The sequence below is a fragment of the Peribacillus psychrosaccharolyticus ATCC 23296 genome (assembly GCF_000305495.1).
Lineage (GTDB): Bacteria > Bacillota > Bacilli > Bacillales > DSM-1321 > Peribacillus > Peribacillus psychrosaccharolyticus.
Map to the genome: position 1 here is coordinate 24212 of NZ_AJTN02000265.1, position 15586 is coordinate 39797.

Annotated in this window: 19 protein-coding genes and 1 riboswitch; of the genes, 11 read left to right on the plus strand and 8 right to left on the minus strand. The window is 40.6% G+C overall.

Annotated elements, in window-relative coordinates; translation table 11 throughout:
• Positions 1-162: 162 nt before the first annotated feature.
• The 9 genes from WYK_RS22875 (at position 163) to WYK_RS22915 (ending at position 9550) form a co-directional block, all read left to right on the plus strand.
• Complete coding sequence (locus WYK_RS22875) at positions 163-1446, plus strand: Nramp family divalent metal transporter (RefSeq protein WP_051387868.1); 1284 nt, start codon at positions 163-165, stop codon at positions 1444-1446.
• 104 nt (positions 1447-1550) lie between these two features.
• Positions 1551-1658: riboswitch (SAM riboswitch) on the plus strand.
• Positions 1659-1753: 95 nt separating this feature from the next.
• Positions 1754-3067, plus strand: coding sequence for an O-acetylhomoserine aminocarboxypropyltransferase/cysteine synthase family protein (locus WYK_RS22880; protein ID WP_040376726.1), 1314 nt, complete (start codon positions 1754-1756; stop codon positions 3065-3067).
• A 24-nt stretch (positions 3068-3091) separates the two neighbouring features.
• The gene (locus WYK_RS22885) at positions 3092-3988 is read left to right on the plus strand and encodes a LysR family transcriptional regulator (protein WP_040376727.1); all 897 of its coding nucleotides are present in this window, start codon (positions 3092-3094) and stop codon (positions 3986-3988) included.
• Between the two features lie 148 nt (positions 3989-4136).
• Positions 4137-4499: a hypothetical protein gene (locus tag WYK_RS22890; RefSeq protein ID WP_040376728.1), complete on the plus strand. Its 363-nt coding sequence runs from the start codon at positions 4137-4139 to the stop codon at positions 4497-4499.
• A 12-nt stretch (positions 4500-4511) separates the two neighbouring features.
• A complete protein-coding gene (locus tag WYK_RS22895; RefSeq protein WP_040376729.1) occupies positions 4512-5288 on the plus strand; it encodes an ATP-binding cassette domain-containing protein in 777 nt (258 codons plus the stop codon).
• A gap of 23 nt (positions 5289-5311) precedes the next feature.
• Positions 5312-6433, plus strand: coding sequence for an LLM class flavin-dependent oxidoreductase (locus tag WYK_RS22900; RefSeq protein WP_040376731.1), 1122 nt, complete (start codon positions 5312-5314; stop codon positions 6431-6433).
• Between the two features lie 23 nt (positions 6434-6456).
• Positions 6457-7410 carry an aliphatic sulfonate ABC transporter substrate-binding protein gene (locus tag WYK_RS22905; RefSeq protein WP_040376732.1) on the plus strand — a complete coding sequence of 318 codons (954 nt, stop codon included), beginning with the start codon at positions 6457-6459 and terminating at the stop codon, positions 7408-7410.
• A gap of 22 nt (positions 7411-7432) precedes the next feature.
• Entirely contained in the window at positions 7433-8212 is a 780-nt protein-coding gene (gene ssuC, locus WYK_RS22910) for an aliphatic sulfonate ABC transporter permease SsuC (RefSeq protein ID WP_174391546.1), read from the plus strand.
• A gap of 6 nt (positions 8213-8218) precedes the next feature.
• A complete protein-coding gene (locus WYK_RS22915) occupies positions 8219-9550 on the plus strand; it encodes an LLM class flavin-dependent oxidoreductase (protein WP_040376734.1) in 1332 nt (443 codons plus the stop codon).
• Between the two features lie 27 nt (positions 9551-9577).
• Here WYK_RS22915 and yhfH (WYK_RS24340) read toward each other — a convergent pair whose 3' ends face one another.
• The 8 genes from yhfH (WYK_RS24340) to WYK_RS22940 form a co-directional block, all read right to left on the minus strand.
• Positions 9578-9715 (minus strand): protein YhfH, encoded by a 138-nt coding sequence (yhfH, locus tag WYK_RS24340; protein ID WP_081705019.1) that lies wholly within the window; start codon positions 9713-9715, stop codon positions 9578-9580.
• A 29-nt stretch (positions 9716-9744) separates the two neighbouring features.
• Positions 9745-9882 (minus strand): protein YhfH, encoded by a 138-nt coding sequence (gene yhfH, locus WYK_RS24345; protein ID WP_081705020.1) that lies wholly within the window; start codon positions 9880-9882, stop codon positions 9745-9747.
• A 24-nt stretch (positions 9883-9906) separates the two neighbouring features.
• Positions 9907-10044 carry a protein YhfH gene (gene yhfH, locus WYK_RS24350; RefSeq protein ID WP_081705021.1) on the minus strand — a complete coding sequence of 46 codons (138 nt, stop codon included), beginning with the start codon at positions 10042-10044 and terminating at the stop codon, positions 9907-9909.
• Between the two features lie 181 nt (positions 10045-10225).
• On the minus strand, positions 10226-10912 hold the full coding sequence (locus WYK_RS22920) for a YcnI family copper-binding membrane protein (protein WP_051387869.1): 687 nt from the start codon (positions 10910-10912) through the stop codon (positions 10226-10228).
• 19 nt (positions 10913-10931) lie between these two features.
• Positions 10932-11306 (minus strand): FixH family protein, encoded by a 375-nt coding sequence (locus tag WYK_RS22925; protein WP_040376735.1) that lies wholly within the window; start codon positions 11304-11306, stop codon positions 10932-10934.
• Positions 11307-11353: 47 nt separating this feature from the next.
• Positions 11354-11977 (minus strand): copper resistance D family protein, encoded by a 624-nt coding sequence (locus WYK_RS22930; protein ID WP_040376737.1) that lies wholly within the window; start codon positions 11975-11977, stop codon positions 11354-11356.
• A 37-nt stretch (positions 11978-12014) separates the two neighbouring features.
• Positions 12015-12536 carry a copper resistance CopC family protein gene (locus WYK_RS22935; RefSeq protein WP_040376738.1) on the minus strand — a complete coding sequence of 174 codons (522 nt, stop codon included), beginning with the start codon at positions 12534-12536 and terminating at the stop codon, positions 12015-12017.
• A gap of 161 nt (positions 12537-12697) precedes the next feature.
• The gene (locus tag WYK_RS22940; protein ID WP_040376740.1) at positions 12698-13141 is read right to left on the minus strand and encodes a C40 family peptidase; all 444 of its coding nucleotides are present in this window, start codon (positions 13139-13141) and stop codon (positions 12698-12700) included.
• Positions 13142-13529: 388 nt separating this feature from the next.
• Between WYK_RS22940 and WYK_RS22945 the strand changes: the two genes are divergently transcribed.
• Positions 13530-14414: a diacylglycerol/lipid kinase family protein gene (locus tag WYK_RS22945; protein ID WP_040376742.1), complete on the plus strand. Its 885-nt coding sequence runs from the start codon at positions 13530-13532 to the stop codon at positions 14412-14414.
• A gap of 145 nt (positions 14415-14559) precedes the next feature.
• Complete coding sequence (trhO, locus tag WYK_RS22950; protein WP_040376743.1) at positions 14560-15528, plus strand: oxygen-dependent tRNA uridine(34) hydroxylase TrhO; 969 nt, start codon at positions 14560-14562, stop codon at positions 15526-15528.
• The last annotated feature ends 58 nt before the right edge of the window (positions 15529-15586 follow it).

Consider the following 15586-nt stretch of genomic DNA (forward strand, 5'->3'; position numbering starts at 1 on the left):
GAGAATCTCTCGACAGTTTTTTTGTAGTTTCTTTTCAGATTTCATCGAGCTCAATTGGTTTACAAATTGTGCGGATAGGCATACACTATAACCATTCAAAAAGTTTCGCAAGGTAAACTTTTTTTGTTGTAAGACTTTGTTTTGTTAGGAGGGAACATCGAGATGAAAGAAACAAAACCACCATTAATTCCACTTAAAGAAAATAGTAAAGCAGCTCAAGCAGTTTTAGATGGAAAGGTAAAAGGCTGGAAAAGAATTCTGCCGTTTATGGGACCTGCCTTTATTGCTGCAGTAGCGTATATTGACCCAGGGAATTTCGCGACGAATATAACAGCGGGCTCGACGTATGGATATTTGCTGCTATGGGTGATTGTTGTAGCTAATATCATGGCCGTGTTGATTCAATCCTTGTCAGCAAAGTTAGGAATCGCGACAGGAAAAAACTTGCCAGAGGTAGCACGCGACCGCTTTTCAAAGCCTGCTTCCGTTCTTTTATGGATTCAGAGTGAGCTCGTCATCATCGCCACTGATCTTGCTGAGTTTATCGGTGCAGCTCTTGGGTTATATTTGATTTTTGGTATCCCTATGCTGCCTGCTGCGTTGATCACAGCAGTTTGCTCATTTGCGATTCTCGAATTACAAAGAAGAGGGTACCGAACTTTTGAGACGGTTATCACCGGAATGGTATTGATGGTTGTCTTGGCTTTCGCCGTTCAAACTTTCCTAGCGAAGCCGGATGCTGCAGAAGTTGTAAGTGGTATGTTCATTCCACGATTTGAGGGGACAGATAGTATTTTGCTGGCTGCAGGGATACTCGGAGCGACCGTGATGCCGCATGCTATTTATCTTCATTCTTCTTTGACTCAGAATCGAATTGTTGGTGTGAATGATTTACAGAAACAAAAAATATACAAATATGAGCGTATTGATATTGTGGTTGCTATGATTTTTGCGGGGGCTATTAATATGGCGATGCTCATTGTATCAGCAGCACTTTTTTTCAAGAAAGATATGGTTACCGATGATCTAAGTGTTGCTTATGAAATGTTTGGCGTCTATTTAGGCCCAGCTGCAGCTCTTTGTTTTGGCCTTGGCCTTTTAATTGCAGGTCTTTCTAGTTCATCTGTGGGAACGATGGCGGGAGATGTAGTAATGCAAGGATTTATTAATAAACGAATTAATTTATATCTTCGCAGGGCGATTACGATGCTTCCACCGCTCATTATTATTATCGGTGGAATTAATGCAACGAAAGCACTTGTAGCAAGCCAAGTTATTCTTTCGTTCGGTATTGCCTTCGCTTTAGTTCCTCTTATTATCTTCACAAGTAATAAGTCACTAATGGGGAGTCTGGTTAATCGAAAGCTGACGACTATACTTGCTTGGATTATTGCAGGGATTGTGATTGTACTGAATGCCTTCTTGTTATATAAAACATTCATGTAGAGAAATTAGTAAAGATTCACTAGTAAATATAATTGACAATATTCTGAATAATAAGTATGATTAATCCACATCGAATAAGTACGCTTTACAATTAAATAATGAAATTCTTATCAAGAGAGATGGAGGAACTGGTCCTGTGAAGTCTCGGCAAAAGGCTCTTTATGAGTACTGTGCCAATTCCAGCGAACGCGAAATTGTTCGAGAGATAAGAAGAGACCCTTGTAGTCTATTTATGTACAAAACTCTTCTTATCTATTGGTAAGAAGAGTTTTTTTGTTTTCAAGTCCAAATAAAAGGAGACATAAAAATGACAAAAAAAGAAGAGACGACATTAAATTTTGACACAATCGCTTTACATGGCGGCCAAGTGATGGATTCGGTAACACGTTCAAGGGCTGTACCATTGTATCAAACAACGTCTTATGGTTTTGAGGATACAGAGCATGCGGCTTCACTCTTCAAAATGGAGAAGGAAGGTTACGTCTATTCGCGTAATGCGAACCCGACAAATGCGGTACTGGAAAAAAGGCTTGCCCAGCTTGAAGGGGGAAATGGAGCCTTTGCCGTATCCTCGGGCCAGGCGGCCATTTCTATAGCACTATTAACCCTTGCTAAGGCAGGTGATGAAATTGTAGCTACAAATGCGCTGTATGGAGGTACATATAATTTATTTTCGGTTACCTTTCCACGGTTTGGGGTTAAGGTGAAATTTGTTGATGGAAGAGATCCAGCCGCTGTTGCCTCAGCTATTACGGATAAGACAAAAGCCGTATTTACTGAAACGATTGGTAATCCGGGACTTCAAATTGCTGATTTAAAGGTTCTTTCAGAAATTGCCCATGAACAAGGAATTCCGCTGGTCGTTGACAGTACATTTACCACTCCATACCTTCAAAAACCGCTTGAATTCGGGGCAGATATCGTTGTTCATTCTATTACAAAGTTTGTCGGCGGTCATGGGACTTCAATTGGGGGAGCTATCATTGATTCTGGAAAGTTCCCATGGGATAACGGTAAGTATCCTGAATTTACAGTGAAAAAGCCGAGTCTTAATAATCGTTCATATTTGGAAGTGGGCGGTTCGAATGCATTGATTGTAAAGGCACGTTTTGAGTTGGGGCATGATTTGGGAGCTTCACTTTCGCCATTTAACGGCTGGTTATTCATTCAGGGACTCGAGTCATTATCACTCAGAGTTCGCCAGCATGTGAGCAATGCGGAAAAAGTGGCTGCTTTTCTTGCTGCCAATGAGCACGTGGCATGGGTTAATTATCCGACCCTAAAAGACAATCCACAATACGAGCTTGCTAAAACCTATCTGCCGAAGGGGGCAGGTTCCATTTTCACCTTCGGAATAAAGGGCGGACTAGAAGCAGGGAAGAGGTTCATTAATTCGGTTAACCTACTTTCACATGTTGCCAATGTGGGTGATTCCAAGACATTGGTCATCCATCCGGCGAGTACAACTCATTCGAGGCTGCTTCCAGAAGAACAAGTTGAAGCGGGGGTTACACCTGAACAAATCAGACTGTCCATTGGTCTTGAGGATATTGAGGACATTATTAATGATATTGACCAAGCACTTGAAGCTGCTGTTAAATATAGTGAAGCGAGCAAGTAATGAAGGAGAGGGAGGGACTCTTCTATGGATTTGAGGACAATCAAAACATTTAAAACCATTGTGAAATGCGGCAGTTTTCAAAAAGCAGCTGAGGAATTGATGTATGCTCAATCGACAATTACCACCCATATAAAAAATCTTGAAGCAGATCTGGGCGTTATTTTATTAGAACGTGGAAAAAAACTGCAGCTAACTGAGGCAGGGAGATTATTAAATGAAAAAGGAGATTTGCTTCTAAAAGGCTTTGAAAATCTGGAAAATGCAATGTCAGACTTAGTTCAAGGTGAATCAGGTATGATTCGCATCGGTGTTATGGAGCCGACAGCGAGCTACCGATTCCCAGAACTCCTTGTTCCTTTTACGGTTAAGTATCCAAAGGTTCAATTAAGTGTTCAAATTCATAGCAGCAAAGCAATTAGTGACATGATTACTCAGGATGAGATTGATTTGGCTTTGTGTGCCGCCCCGGATACAGCATCCGGGATGGTATTCGAGCCGCTTTTTTCTGAGGAGGTCGTTTTGTTACTGCCCATTAACCATCCGATTTCCCATAAAGAGAAGGTTTCTATAAGGGATTTACAGAACGAGTCACTAATAGCAACGAGCAGCTTTTGTCCTTTTCGAAATAATCTTGAACGACAGATGCTTGAAGCAGGAATTAATCCCCGGTATGAAATGGAAGTAAGTAATATGCTAGCTGCAAAATATTATGTTCAAGCAGGATTTGGAATTGCTGTAGTACCTCTAGTTACCGTCACCCCGCCGCCATCCGGCCTGGTTATCCGACCAATCTCTGATTTCGAGAGAGGGTTAACAGTCGGCATTGTTCGCAGAGCAGAACGATTCAACCATGGATCCGTGGAATATCTACTAGAACTTATTCGAGATAATCTCTCCAATCATAAAACGATTAGTTATTAGTTAACTACACTTCAATAATCTTGAATCTTCTCTTCAATTTTTTCAATTATGCAAATACTCTGAACTGCGATATAGTGGTTTTACTTACTAATCACACCGTTTTAGTCAGGATTAAAACATGTGGATAGGTAGAAGAGGAGGATTATGCATGCTAGTAGCTGCTGTTATTGATGAAAATGAAATCATCTTGCCAATCATTGAAGGAAGTTCTATTCGTATATTCGACACAGAAGCAAATCAATTCAAGGATTATCCTAATCCAGCAGCAGACCTAAAGGAAGGCAGACGCGGTGCAGCTTTACGTTTTGCTGAAGAAAAAGGAGCAACCGTATTCGCATCGCCGCCACAGACATTCTGTGAATTGTCTTATCAAAAGGCCCAGTATGATCAGGTGCTATTTTTTCAACTTGAAAGAGAGTTACCCTTTAAAGAATTTCAAGAGCTTGTTAAAACACAGAGTGTTCGTACCCAAAAAGAGCTACCTGCTGAAGTTGTTGTTCCGAGCAAATGAAATGAAGAGGTGATGAACATGAGTAGTGGTGTGGAGTTAGGTATTAATCACTTGAAGAAATCATTTGGCAGTCTCCAGGTACTTCGAGGAGTTAATTTGAAGATACGCCAAGGGGAATTTGTAGCGATAGTAGGAAAAAGCGGTTGTGGTAAAAGTACTTTACTCCGACACTTAGCCGGGCTTGAAGAGGCAACGGAGGGTGAGATTATACAGGATAAAAAGCCGATTGTCGGCTTGAATAGGAAAGCACGTGTAATGTTCCAAGATGCTCGTCTGCTGCCATGGAAATCAGTCCTTGAAAATGTGGGGATTGGCATCGGCTTAAAGAATGACTGGAAGAATCGCGCTGCATGGGCGCTTGAACAAGTCAGCCTGCAGGATCGCGAAGGTGAATGGCCATCTGTCCTTTCAGGCGGGCAAAAGCAAAGGGTGGCTCTTGCCAGGGCACTCGCCGCACAGCCTCAACTATTATTACTTGATGAGCCTCTTGGGGCACTTGATGCTTTGACAAGAATCGAGATGCAGGCGCTTATCGAGAAACTATGGCAGCAGCAATCCTTTACCGTTCTTTTGGTCACCCATGATGTCAGTGAAGCCATTATGCTGGCTGATCGAGTGATCCTGATCGAGGAAGGTGAAATCAAACTGGATCTTCAGATACCGTTAGAGCGGCCGCGCAGCAGGGAAAATCCTATCTTTAATGAATTAGAGAGTAAAGTGCTGAATCAAGTCCTTGGAAAACAGGAATCCAAACGTACTAAATTGAAAGCAGCTGCGAGCGTTTCATAAAAATAGTTGAGGAGGAATGAATAATGGTCGAATTTATTACAATGGCTCCAACTTCAGGAGATGGTGAGTTCGTAGGTGTTCCTAACCCAAACTCTAAGCCGGTGGAGAGCTGGACAGGAACGGATGAAAGTGCGGAACGTCTCCCGACACTGGACTATATTAAAGCTATTGCACAGGCAGCAGAAGAAGGTGGTTTTTCATCCCTTTTGTTGCCGACTGGGACGGGATGCCTTGATTCAGTGACAGTTGCAGCTATGCTCACAAGCTATACGGAAACCTTAAAATTTTTATTTGCCGTTCGTCCTGGTTTCACTGCTCCTGCGACCTTTGCAAAGCAATTTGCCACGATTGATTATTGGTCGAATGGTCGGGCGCTTATTAATATTGTGACAGGCGGTTCGCCGGTCGAACTAGCAAAAGACGGTGACTTTTTAGACCACGATACTCGATATCGTCGAACACATGAGTTCATCACTGTTCTAAAGAAATTATTCGAGGGAGAGACTTTCGATTATGAAGGAGAGTTTTATACGTTGAAGAATGCGGAACTATTTCCGAAACCTGCTTCTGTTCCGGCTATTTATTTTGGTGGTGCATCTGAAGTTGGAAAGGAAGTTGCCGCTGATGTTTCAGACGTTTACATGATGTGGGGGGAAACGCTCGAGAATATAAAGCTGCGAATCGACGAAATGAAAAAAAGAGCAGCAGATAAAAATCGTGAATTAAGTTACAGCGTATCCTTTCAAGTTGTTCTCGGTGATACAGAGGAAGAAGCATGGGATAACGCGAATCGACTTCTTAGTAAATCAGGAGCTAATCTTCTAGAAAAGAAAGGCGAGCTTACCGCTAAAGGTGATTCGGATGGGGTGAAGCGGCTACATCAATTGATGGAAAACGGCAAAGAGAATAATTTCCGAATTGGGCCTAATTTATGGGCAGGGTTAACACAAGTATTATCAGGAAATTCAATTGCCCTTGTTGGTACACCTGAACAAGTAGCGGATCGCGTGGTTGAATTTGTGGAGCTCGGTTTTGATAAGGTACTGCTCAGGGGATTTCCACATTTAGAAACAATTAAACAAATAGGAGCTTCTGTTATTCCAAGAGTAAAAGCTAAGCTCGCCAAACAAGTGATTTATAAATGAATGTTAGACTGGGAGGCTTAAGAATGAATGGTAAGAAAATACGTGTACTTCCCTTGTTTTTGATGCTCTTCTTACTAACTGCCTGCGGAGACAATGGAGGGGCAGGTAAAAAGGAAGACATCAACATAGGCTATCAAAAAAATGGAACTACACTGACGCTTAAAGCAAAGAAAGTATTGGAAAAGGAGCTTGGAGAAGGCGGCTATTCAATAAAATGGTCTGAATTCAGTACTGCGAGCTCTATTTTAGAAGCACTGAATGCTGGAAGCATCGACATAGCTAATGGTGGAGATGCACCGTCGATAATGGCGCTTTCTAAGGGGATGGATTTTGTGTACATTGCTGGTGAAGCATCTGCCACAAATGCTGAGGGGATTCTGGTAAGTAAAGAATCTGGGATTAAGTCTCTTGAAGAACTAAAGGGAAAGAAAATTGCCTTTAATAAAGCATCTATTTCTCAGTATTTGCTTACCCAGGCTCTTAAATCAGTAGGTTTAACCATTGATGATGTAGAACCGGTTTTTTTGAATCCTCCTGATGCAAGCATAGCCTTTGAAAAGGGGGATGTAGATGCTTGGGTCGTATGGGATCCTTATATGACGGTAGCTGAGAGTAAAGGGAATATTGTCTTGCGGGATGCTGAGGGAATTGTTCCTTTTCGATCTTTCTACTTTAGTACCTCGAAGTTTGCGGATGAACACCCTGAAATAGTTGAATCGTATGTTAAGAATGTCTCAAAGGTTGGAGGATCAATCGATGAAGATCCAGCTGAAGCAGCTGACCTATTACAAAAGGAAACGAATATTGCTAAGGATATTTGGAGCAAAGTGCTTGGACGGAAAAAGTCAGATGTTTCATTTATTGAGGATGAAGCGATAAATGATCTTCAAGCAGAAGCTGATGATTTGCTCGATATTGGGCTTATTAATAAGGCAGTTACTATAAAGGATCATGTCTGGGAGCCGAAAAGCAAATAATCATTCGAAGAGGTGATTCTTGATGAACATTAGAAAGAGAAAGGTTTATGATCAAGCCGCTCCTTGGTTCATCCCCATTTTGCTGCTAACCTTTTGGCAATTGTTCTCCCAATTTGGCTGGATTTCAGGGAAGGTGCTGCCCTCACCAGTAGATGTAATAAAAGCTGGAATTGTTTTAGTTCAAAGTGGCGAGTTATTCACCCATATTGGTGTTAGTTTTACGCGTGCCTTCAGCGGTTTTCTAATCGGCGGTGGTTTAGGCTTACTATTCGGCTTAGTGAATGGTATTTCAAAGAATGCTGAAAAGTACTTAGATTCAACCATTCAAATGCTGCGAAACATTCCTCATCTAGCTTTAATCCCAATTGTGATTTTATGGTTTGGAGTGGGTGAGGAGGCAAAAATATTCTTGGTTATTATCGGTGTCTTTTTTCCAATCTATATTAATACGTATCATGGAATACGTTCGGTTGATAGTGACTTAATTGAAATGGGCAAGGTGTATGGGTTGTCAAAGTGGAAATTGTTTACGAATATTGTGTTCCCTGGGGCTCTTTCTTCAATTCTGGTCGGGCTTCGCTACGCTTTAGGTATGATGTGGCTAACACTGATAGTCGCTGAGACGGTAGCTGCGAGTTCAGGAATCGGATATATGGCGATGAATGCAAGGGAGTTCATGCAATTGGACATTGTTGTTCTGGCAATCATACTATATGCCTTGCTTGGTAAACTCGCGGATTCTCTGGCAAAACTGCTTGAACAACTTTTATTAAAATGGAATCCGGTCTATCAAAAGAAATGAGGATTGATGATGGGGAAACAAATGAGTTTAGGATTGTTTCTAATGGGAACGGGTCATCATATTGCATCTTGGCGGCATAAGAATGTCCCTGCAGACGGCAGTGAAGACATTCGGTTTTTTCAAAATTTAGCAAGCATCGCTGAAAGAGGCAAGTTTGATATGCTGTTTTTAAGTGATGGATTGTCGTTTAACGGATTATCACATCCAGCAGAATTGGTCCGATTCGAACCGTTTACTTTACTTGGCTATTTGTCGGCAGTGACAACCCAAATTGGTCTAGCTGCGACGGCTTCAACAACCTATAATGAGCCTTTCCACATTGCAAGGAAATTTTCCTCGCTTGACCATTTGAATGATGGCCGGACTGCTTGGAATGTAGTGACATCTTATTATGAATCAGAGGCTGGTAATTTTAATCGAGATAACCATTTGGATCATTCGGTTCGCTATGATAAAGCCTTTGAATTTGTTGAAGTCGTAAAGGGTTTATGGGACTCTTGGGAGGAAGATGCCCTTGTCCGTAATAAAGAAACAGGTGTTTATTTTGATAATGAAAAATTGCATGCTTTAAACCATAAGGGGAACTATTTTTCAGTCGAAGGGCCGCTGAATTCCTCTCGTTCACCCCAGGGGAGACCGGTCATTATCCAAGCTGGATCTTCAGATGCGGGAACTTCCCTTGCTGCCAAAACTGCGGATGTGATTTTTACGGCACAGCAAACACTTGAAGAAGCTCAAGCCTTTTATGCAATGGTAAAAAATAAAGCAATAGAATATGGGAGATTGCCAGATCAAATTAAAATAATGCCTGGAGTATCTCCAATTGTAGGGCGTACGGAAAAAGAAGCCAGAGAAAAGTATCAACAGCTGCAGGAGTTGATTGTTCCAGAAATAGGTCTCGCCTTTTTGAGTGATTATTTAGGGGGACTTGATTTTTCCAATTATTCTCTTGATGATAGGCTTCCAGAATATATTCCTGAAACAAATGGCAACCAAAGCCGCAGACAATTGATTATTGATTTAGCAAGAAGAGAAAAACTAACTATTAGGCAGTTATATCAAAAGGTAGCAGGATCAAGAGGTCATCGAATCATCTTTGGGAATCCTGAGCAAATTGCTGACCAATTGGAAGAGTGGATAGACAAAGGGGGAGCGGATGGCTTTAACTTAATGATGCCTACCTTCCCGGATGCATTAGAGGACTTCGTTGATCTGGTCGTACCGATACTTCAGGAACGAGGAGTATTCAGGAAAGATTACCAGGGGTCGACACTGCGTGAATATTTAGGGTTATCTAAGCCAGAATCAAGCTATTCAAAAAAATATGTGCAACATTAAACAACCCCTGAAACCAGGGGTTGTTTTTTATTCGTCTCGTTTAGATAAACAGTGATCACATTCCATTAGATAGGATTCAACCTGTTCATTGATATGAGTTCCGCATTCGGGGCATTGTTTGGACGGCAGGTTTCTAAAGAATTCTTTAGGTTTAATGATTTGCATTTTTTATTCCTCCTTAGTATGGGTTCGTTTCAATCTTCGCGTTTAGACAAACAGTGATCGCATTCCATTAAGTAAGATTCAGCTTGCTCACTAATTTCAATACCACATTCGGGACATTGTTTAGGCGGAAGATTTCTGAAGAACTCCATAGGTTTAATTGTTTGCATAGTAGTTTCCTCCTCGATAGACGATTAATCTTCTTTTTTTGCTAAGCAACGGTCACATTCCATTAGGTAGGATTCGGCTTGTTCATGGACCACATCACCGCATTCCGGACATTGTTTAGACGGTAAGTTTCTGAAAAATTCCATTGGGTTTTTAGTTTGCATGGTAAGTTTCCCTCCCTTTTTTATAGTACAGTTTATAATTTATGTTTCTTGTTATAATACAGTATATACCCGTTATTTGGAAATGTATAGGTTTTTATAAGAAAAAAATTAAAAAAATCAGATAATTTATAAGTATGTAAAAGGACTTGCCGTGAGGCAAGCCCTTTTTGTTTTTTACTTTTTATTTTTTCTTCCGAATGGCAAGAATAATGGCGGCAATAGAAAGAATCAACGAGGCAATGGAAAGGATGAGAGGGGCAGTCTGGCTTGGAGGATTAGTATCTTCCTCACCGGCTTTGTTTGAGTCTGTCCCTGTCCCTTTGTCAGGTGCCGCCTGTTCTGTTTCTACAGCATCGTGTTCATGGTGACTATCCTGTTGTTCGGGCGCCGTACTGGCCGTACTTACCTTTGTTACTGAGTGAGGTGTTGCCGAACCTTCTTTTCCATTCCACTCAACAATGCTGCCATCTTTGTAATACTGAAAAGCATCCCAGGCAATATCAGTTTCACTCTCTGGATTTTTCGCTACGAATGTAAATTGTTGAAATTGCCCAGCTAGGATTCCTTCACCTGTTGCGGTCCAAGAAACTGTTTGGACATTGTTTGATGGACCTTTATCCAGCGTTACCTTCCATTCTGGCACTTTCTGGTAATTGACGAACGTTACACCATCGGGTATTTTTACAACGACTTTGGTCGTTGGAACGTCTTTTTCAACCGGTACCTTTAAGGTGTAAGTTTCCCAGGCGGAAGGTGTTGATACAGCTGGCTGAATGGAAACGTGGGCACTTGCTGCTCCTGCAAATAAAAACATTCCTGTAAATGAGGCAATGATCACTTTTGAAAAAGTGCTGACTATTTTTTTCATTCTTGTTATCTCCTAGTGTTTATTTTGGCTTGCTGATTGTGATGGGGAAGTCTGCATCAACGGATTCATATTCTTTGGTTAGCACATGAATGGAAAGTTTCCAAGAACCGTCCATAGAGATAATAGGTGCGGCGGTATAGGTTCCAGACTCTTTTTTCTTAAGCACTACATTCCCTTCACCCATGTTCATATCCAATGACACAAGGGTGCCAGTGATTTGTTCAATATCAGGTATAGTCCCATTTTTCTCTGACACTTGGACCATCAATTCGTTTAAGCCTGTTTGAGATGGCGTTAGTTCAAGGGAAACCTGGTAGTTTTCTATGGTTATTACTTGTGAGTTATCTATTTCATGAGAATCGGCAGGTGGCAGGTTTGTCAGAAGTGCTGCCAAGATAATAATAATCAGGCCTATTGAAAATTCAATCAGGACACTTGGTCCTAATTTTTTTCTTTAAATTTACCTCTAAAGAAATGGTAAGCTCCCATTCCAATCATAATCAGCATTAACAGTACTTTACCAATGAGTACCTTTCCATACAGTGTGTTTACTAATGACTGTATGGAGGAAACATGCTGAACACTTGCATAGATACCAGTAACTAGCAGTATAAGGACAAAAACAATGGCAAACGTTGAAAAACGCTGTATGGTTTGCCAATAGATTGAGTTGTCTTTTTCTTTTTTAGATTCTCCTGGCAGCAGAAGCACCAAGGCCAATAAATTGCCCAGCCATAAGGACATCCCTAACAAATGGAAAAAATCCATAATCACAGCGAGCACTTGGTTATTGACTGCAGCTGTATGACCGATAGATGCCTTGCATAGCATTAATGCAGCAATAAGTAGAAATGATCCATAGGCAGCAGGGAATACTTTTTTAGTTAGTAGAAGACTACTAAAAAGAATGACAAGTAAAGCCATTTCTATCATCCAAATCGTTCCGAAGGTTGTATGAAAGACGGTTTGTTTTAATAAGGAAACCTTGAACACACTGTTCCAGCCTACGGCAGCATCAGTAGTTGTCTGAAGCGGGAGGCTAAGCAATATACTAAGTGCCAGCAACGTAAAAGCTATCCAAATAATGCCCGAAAATTGAGAGCTATAGAACGTTTTTTTTCGAGGAAACAGCCATAAATGGAAAATAAAAACCAATTAGTAAAGAAAAACTAAGATATTGCATGCCTTGTATAAGTATTTTATCAAGTCCAGGAAAATAAACAGAAGAATGATCTTCTGCAGCAGCTTTAGTAACTGCCTCTTGGCCAATTGTGAAGGGGATGGTGCCTTCAATTGGGTGTCCGTCACTAGAAATCACACGCCATTTTATAGTATAGGTACCTTTACCAAGGTCTTGTTTCAACTTAGCAATCAGCTTTGTTTCATCGTCCTCTGGAATAAAGCTTTCATGTAATTCAGCATTTCCATCCTCACCGAAAATTTCAATATGATGAAAAGCTGGTTGTATCGGTTCACTGAATACTAAGCTGATATTCTTGGGTGATGTTTCAAGCTCTGTATTTACTGAAGGATTTGACTGTTTAAGATAGGCATGGGCAGACGTCATTTCCGGTAGTGACATCAGGCCGATTAAACAGACCATCAGCCAAATCATCCGTTTCATAATTCAAGCCCCCTTAGTGAGCAAATAGGATAGGTTTGGACAGTAGATAGTTAACTATTAACTAGTATAAACAATAATTGTGAAATAACAGTGAAAAAAGACTGATCATTTTAAATCAAAAAAAAGAGCCTGCTAGGAGGCTCCTTTCTTTATCTCTATCGTTAGATGCGTTTTGCACCAATATATTTTGGTTTCCAATAACTATTGTTTGTGCTTGCAATGGATACGCCTTTAGAAGAAGCGGCGTGAATCATTTTGCTAGAGCCCATATAGATGGCTACATGTGTAGGTCTAGTTGCTTTATTTGGTGCAAAGAATAGCAAATCACCTGTTGTTAGTTTGCTCTTGCTTACTTTTTTACCCTTTTTGTACATATCCGCTGCAGTACGAGGTAATGTTTTGCCGGCTTTTTTATATGAATATTTGACTAGTCCTGAACAATCAAAGCCTTTTGGTGAAAGGCCTCCGTATGTATATTTAACGCCTATATTTTTCTTAGCTGTTGAAATGGCTTGTTTATGATAAGTAGCAGCCTCACTCATAGATGGTGCAATAAAGCTGAAAATAGCGGCAATAGACAAGGCAGCGATCATTTTCTTTAACATATATTTATTCCCCCTGATGTGAATGCTAAACCTACTATAAACCAAAAGGGGTAACATATTAGTAACAGGAAGATTACAATATTATTACAAAAAATAGGTACTAACTGGAACCTTGATATATAAGGGTTTTAAACTATTAAAATATCTATCTTTATTATTTTAAAGATAGAAGATTCAGGTCTAAAACCGTTCCTAAATTTTTTTACTGTTAAAAGTTGAGTGATCCATGGTTGTACTTCATGATTTTAAAACATACGGTGAGTCCGAGACCTGTGCCTTTTTCCTTGGTGGAGAAATAAATTCTAACTCATAAGGAGGGGGTTTAGTACAAGGGAAACCGAGGTATCTTTTAAATAGGAAAGAATGCCGGAAATCTCTGGAGGATAAGATGACAAAAGCGATGATAATCTGTAATCCGTCTGCTGGTAAGGAAAAAGCAAGAGACCTCCTGCCAAGGGCGATTTCTAATCTGAAAGAAGTCTACGATGAAGTGTATGTACGGGAAACAAAACAAGAAGGGGATGCTGTTACTTTTGCTCATGATGCGTGTGACCAACAATATGATGCTGTTATTTCTATGGGGGGAGATGGAACGGTCAGTGAAACCATAAACGGATTAGCAGAACAGCATCATCGTCCGGTATTTGGGCTAATTCCGCTTGGGACTGTCAATGATTTTGCCAGAGCGCTTTCTATTCCCCTTGATCCGGAAGAAGCAGCGAGCGTGTTGTCATCACAACGTACGAAGGCAGCTGATATCGGGAAAATAAACAACCGGTTTTTTATGAATGTTTTAGCTGTGGGGGCAGTAGCTGAAGCAACTTATAATGTGAGCGTCAAGCAAAAGACGCTTCTCGGGCCATTGGCTTATTTAATAGAGGGCGGCAAAGCACTTGTTAAGAAGACGCCTTTTAAGCTAACGGTAAACCACGATTTGGGGAAATGGCAGGGAGAAGCCTATCTAATGGTGGCTGCTTTAACGAATTCAGTAGGCGGATTTAATGCAGTAGCACCTGATGCACAGATAAATGATGGAAAGATACATGTACTCATAATCAAGGATCTCTCGCTTCCTAATATTATGAAAATTATTCCGAGTCTGCTTTGGGGCGAACTAAAAAAGCATGACCAAGTAGAATATTTTCAGACTTCCTTATTAGACGTTAGTTCTGATGAAGAACTAGCTGTAAATATTGATGGTGATGAAGGGGTACCACTCCCTTTTAGAGCCCGAATTCTTAACCAGCATCTAAATGTTATTGTTCCAAAGTAGAATTCATGCATGAGCATAATTGGAGTTTACAGAAAAACCCCTGCTATTTCTCTTCGAAATTTGGTATAATAAATGACTGTAAGAGAACAGGATCACCATCCCTATACTATATCTTGCAAATATAACTTGATAGGTGGTAACAAGAATGTCTGAAAGTAAGCCGTACAGAGTGTTGCTGTACTATATGTATGTACCAATTGAAAATCCTGAGGTGTTTGCCAAAAAGCATCTAGCTTATTGTAAGGAAATTGGACTTAAAGGCCGTATCCTTGTAGCAGCTGAAGGGATTAATGGTACTGTTTCGGGTACCATAGAACAAACGGATATGTACATGGAAATGATGAACGCTGATCCAAAATTTAGTGAAATGGTATTCAAAATAGATGAGGCTGACCATCATGCGTTTAAGAAAATGCATGTTCGTCCACGTAATGAGCTTGTTACTCTTCGTTTAGAGGATGATATTAATCCGAACGAACTAACTGGCCGTTATTTAAGCCCGAAAGAATTTTATGAAAAAATGCAAGATGACGACACAGTCATTCTAGATGCTAGAAATGATTATGAATATGAAGTAGGACATTTCCGTAATTCAATTAAGCCGGATATTAAATCCTTCCGTGAACTTCCAGAATGGGTTCGTGAAAATAAGGAAATGCTTGAAGGAAAGAAAATCCTAACTTATTGTACAGGCGGTATTCGTTGTGAGAAGTTTTCAGGCTGGCTTGTTAAAGAAGGGTTTGAAGATGTATCACAGCTGCATGGCGGGATTGCTACTTACGGGAAAGATTCTGAAGTTCAAGGCGAGCTTTGGGATGGACAGCTTTATGTTTTTGACGAGCGTATTACCGTTCCTGTCAATCGTAAAGAGCATGTGATTGTTGCCCGTGATTATTTCACAGGGGAACCTTGTGAACGCTATGTAAATTGTGCAAATCCAGAATGTAATAAGCAAATTATTGCGACGGAAGAAAGTGAACATAAGTACTTACGTGGTTGTACACATGAGTGTCGAGTAACCCCTCGGAACTTATATGTCAAAGAACAAAATCTGTCCGAAGCAGAAGTAGCAGAAAGACTCAAAGTTATTGAAGAAACCGTTACTGCTGAATAAATAATTAACACATCTTGAGCAGCCTGCTCAAGATGTTTTTTATACTAATTTTTTGGCA

What these genes read in the sequence shown, in the direction of transcription:
- WYK_RS22875 (WP_051387868.1), top strand. Translation starts at nt 163, where the DNA reads ATGAAAGAAACAAAACCACCATTAATTCCACTTAAAGAAAATAGTAAA.
- WYK_RS22880 (WP_040376726.1), top strand. Translation starts at nt 1,754, where the DNA reads ATGACAAAAAAAGAAGAGACGACATTAAATTTTGACACAATCGCTTTA.
- WYK_RS22885 (WP_040376727.1), top strand. Translation starts at nt 3,092, where the DNA reads ATGGATTTGAGGACAATCAAAACATTTAAAACCATTGTGAAATGCGGC.
- WYK_RS22890 (WP_040376728.1), top strand. Translation starts at nt 4,137, where the DNA reads ATGCTAGTAGCTGCTGTTATTGATGAAAATGAAATCATCTTGCCAATC.
- WYK_RS22895 (WP_040376729.1), top strand. Translation starts at nt 4,512, where the DNA reads ATGAACATGAGTAGTGGTGTGGAGTTAGGTATTAATCACTTGAAGAAA.
- WYK_RS22900 (WP_040376731.1), top strand. Translation starts at nt 5,312, where the DNA reads ATGGTCGAATTTATTACAATGGCTCCAACTTCAGGAGATGGTGAGTTC.
- WYK_RS22905 (WP_040376732.1), top strand. Translation starts at nt 6,457, where the DNA reads ATGAATGGTAAGAAAATACGTGTACTTCCCTTGTTTTTGATGCTCTTC.
- ssuC (WP_174391546.1), top strand. Translation starts at nt 7,433, where the DNA reads ATGAACATTAGAAAGAGAAAGGTTTATGATCAAGCCGCTCCTTGGTTC.
- WYK_RS22915 (WP_040376734.1), top strand. Translation starts at nt 8,219, where the DNA reads ATGATGGGGAAACAAATGAGTTTAGGATTGTTTCTAATGGGAACGGGT.
- yhfH (WP_081705019.1), bottom strand. Translation starts at nt 9,715, where the DNA reads ATGCAAATCATTAAACCTAAAGAATTCTTTAGAAACCTGCCGTCCAAA.
- yhfH (WP_081705020.1), bottom strand. Translation starts at nt 9,882, where the DNA reads ATGCAAACAATTAAACCTATGGAGTTCTTCAGAAATCTTCCGCCTAAA.
- yhfH (WP_081705021.1), bottom strand. Translation starts at nt 10,044, where the DNA reads ATGCAAACTAAAAACCCAATGGAATTTTTCAGAAACTTACCGTCTAAA.
- WYK_RS22920 (WP_051387869.1), bottom strand. Translation starts at nt 10,912, where the DNA reads ATGAAAAAAATAGTCAGCACTTTTTCAAAAGTGATCATTGCCTCATTT.
- WYK_RS22935 (WP_040376738.1), bottom strand. Translation starts at nt 12,536, where the DNA reads ATGAAACGGATGATTTGGCTGATGGTCTGTTTAATCGGCCTGATGTCA.
- WYK_RS22940 (WP_040376740.1), bottom strand. Translation starts at nt 13,141, where the DNA reads ATGTTAAAGAAAATGATCGCTGCCTTGTCTATTGCCGCTATTTTCAGC.
- WYK_RS22945 (WP_040376742.1), top strand. Translation starts at nt 13,530, where the DNA reads ATGACAAAAGCGATGATAATCTGTAATCCGTCTGCTGGTAAGGAAAAA.
- trhO (WP_040376743.1), top strand. Translation starts at nt 14,560, where the DNA reads ATGTCTGAAAGTAAGCCGTACAGAGTGTTGCTGTACTATATGTATGTA.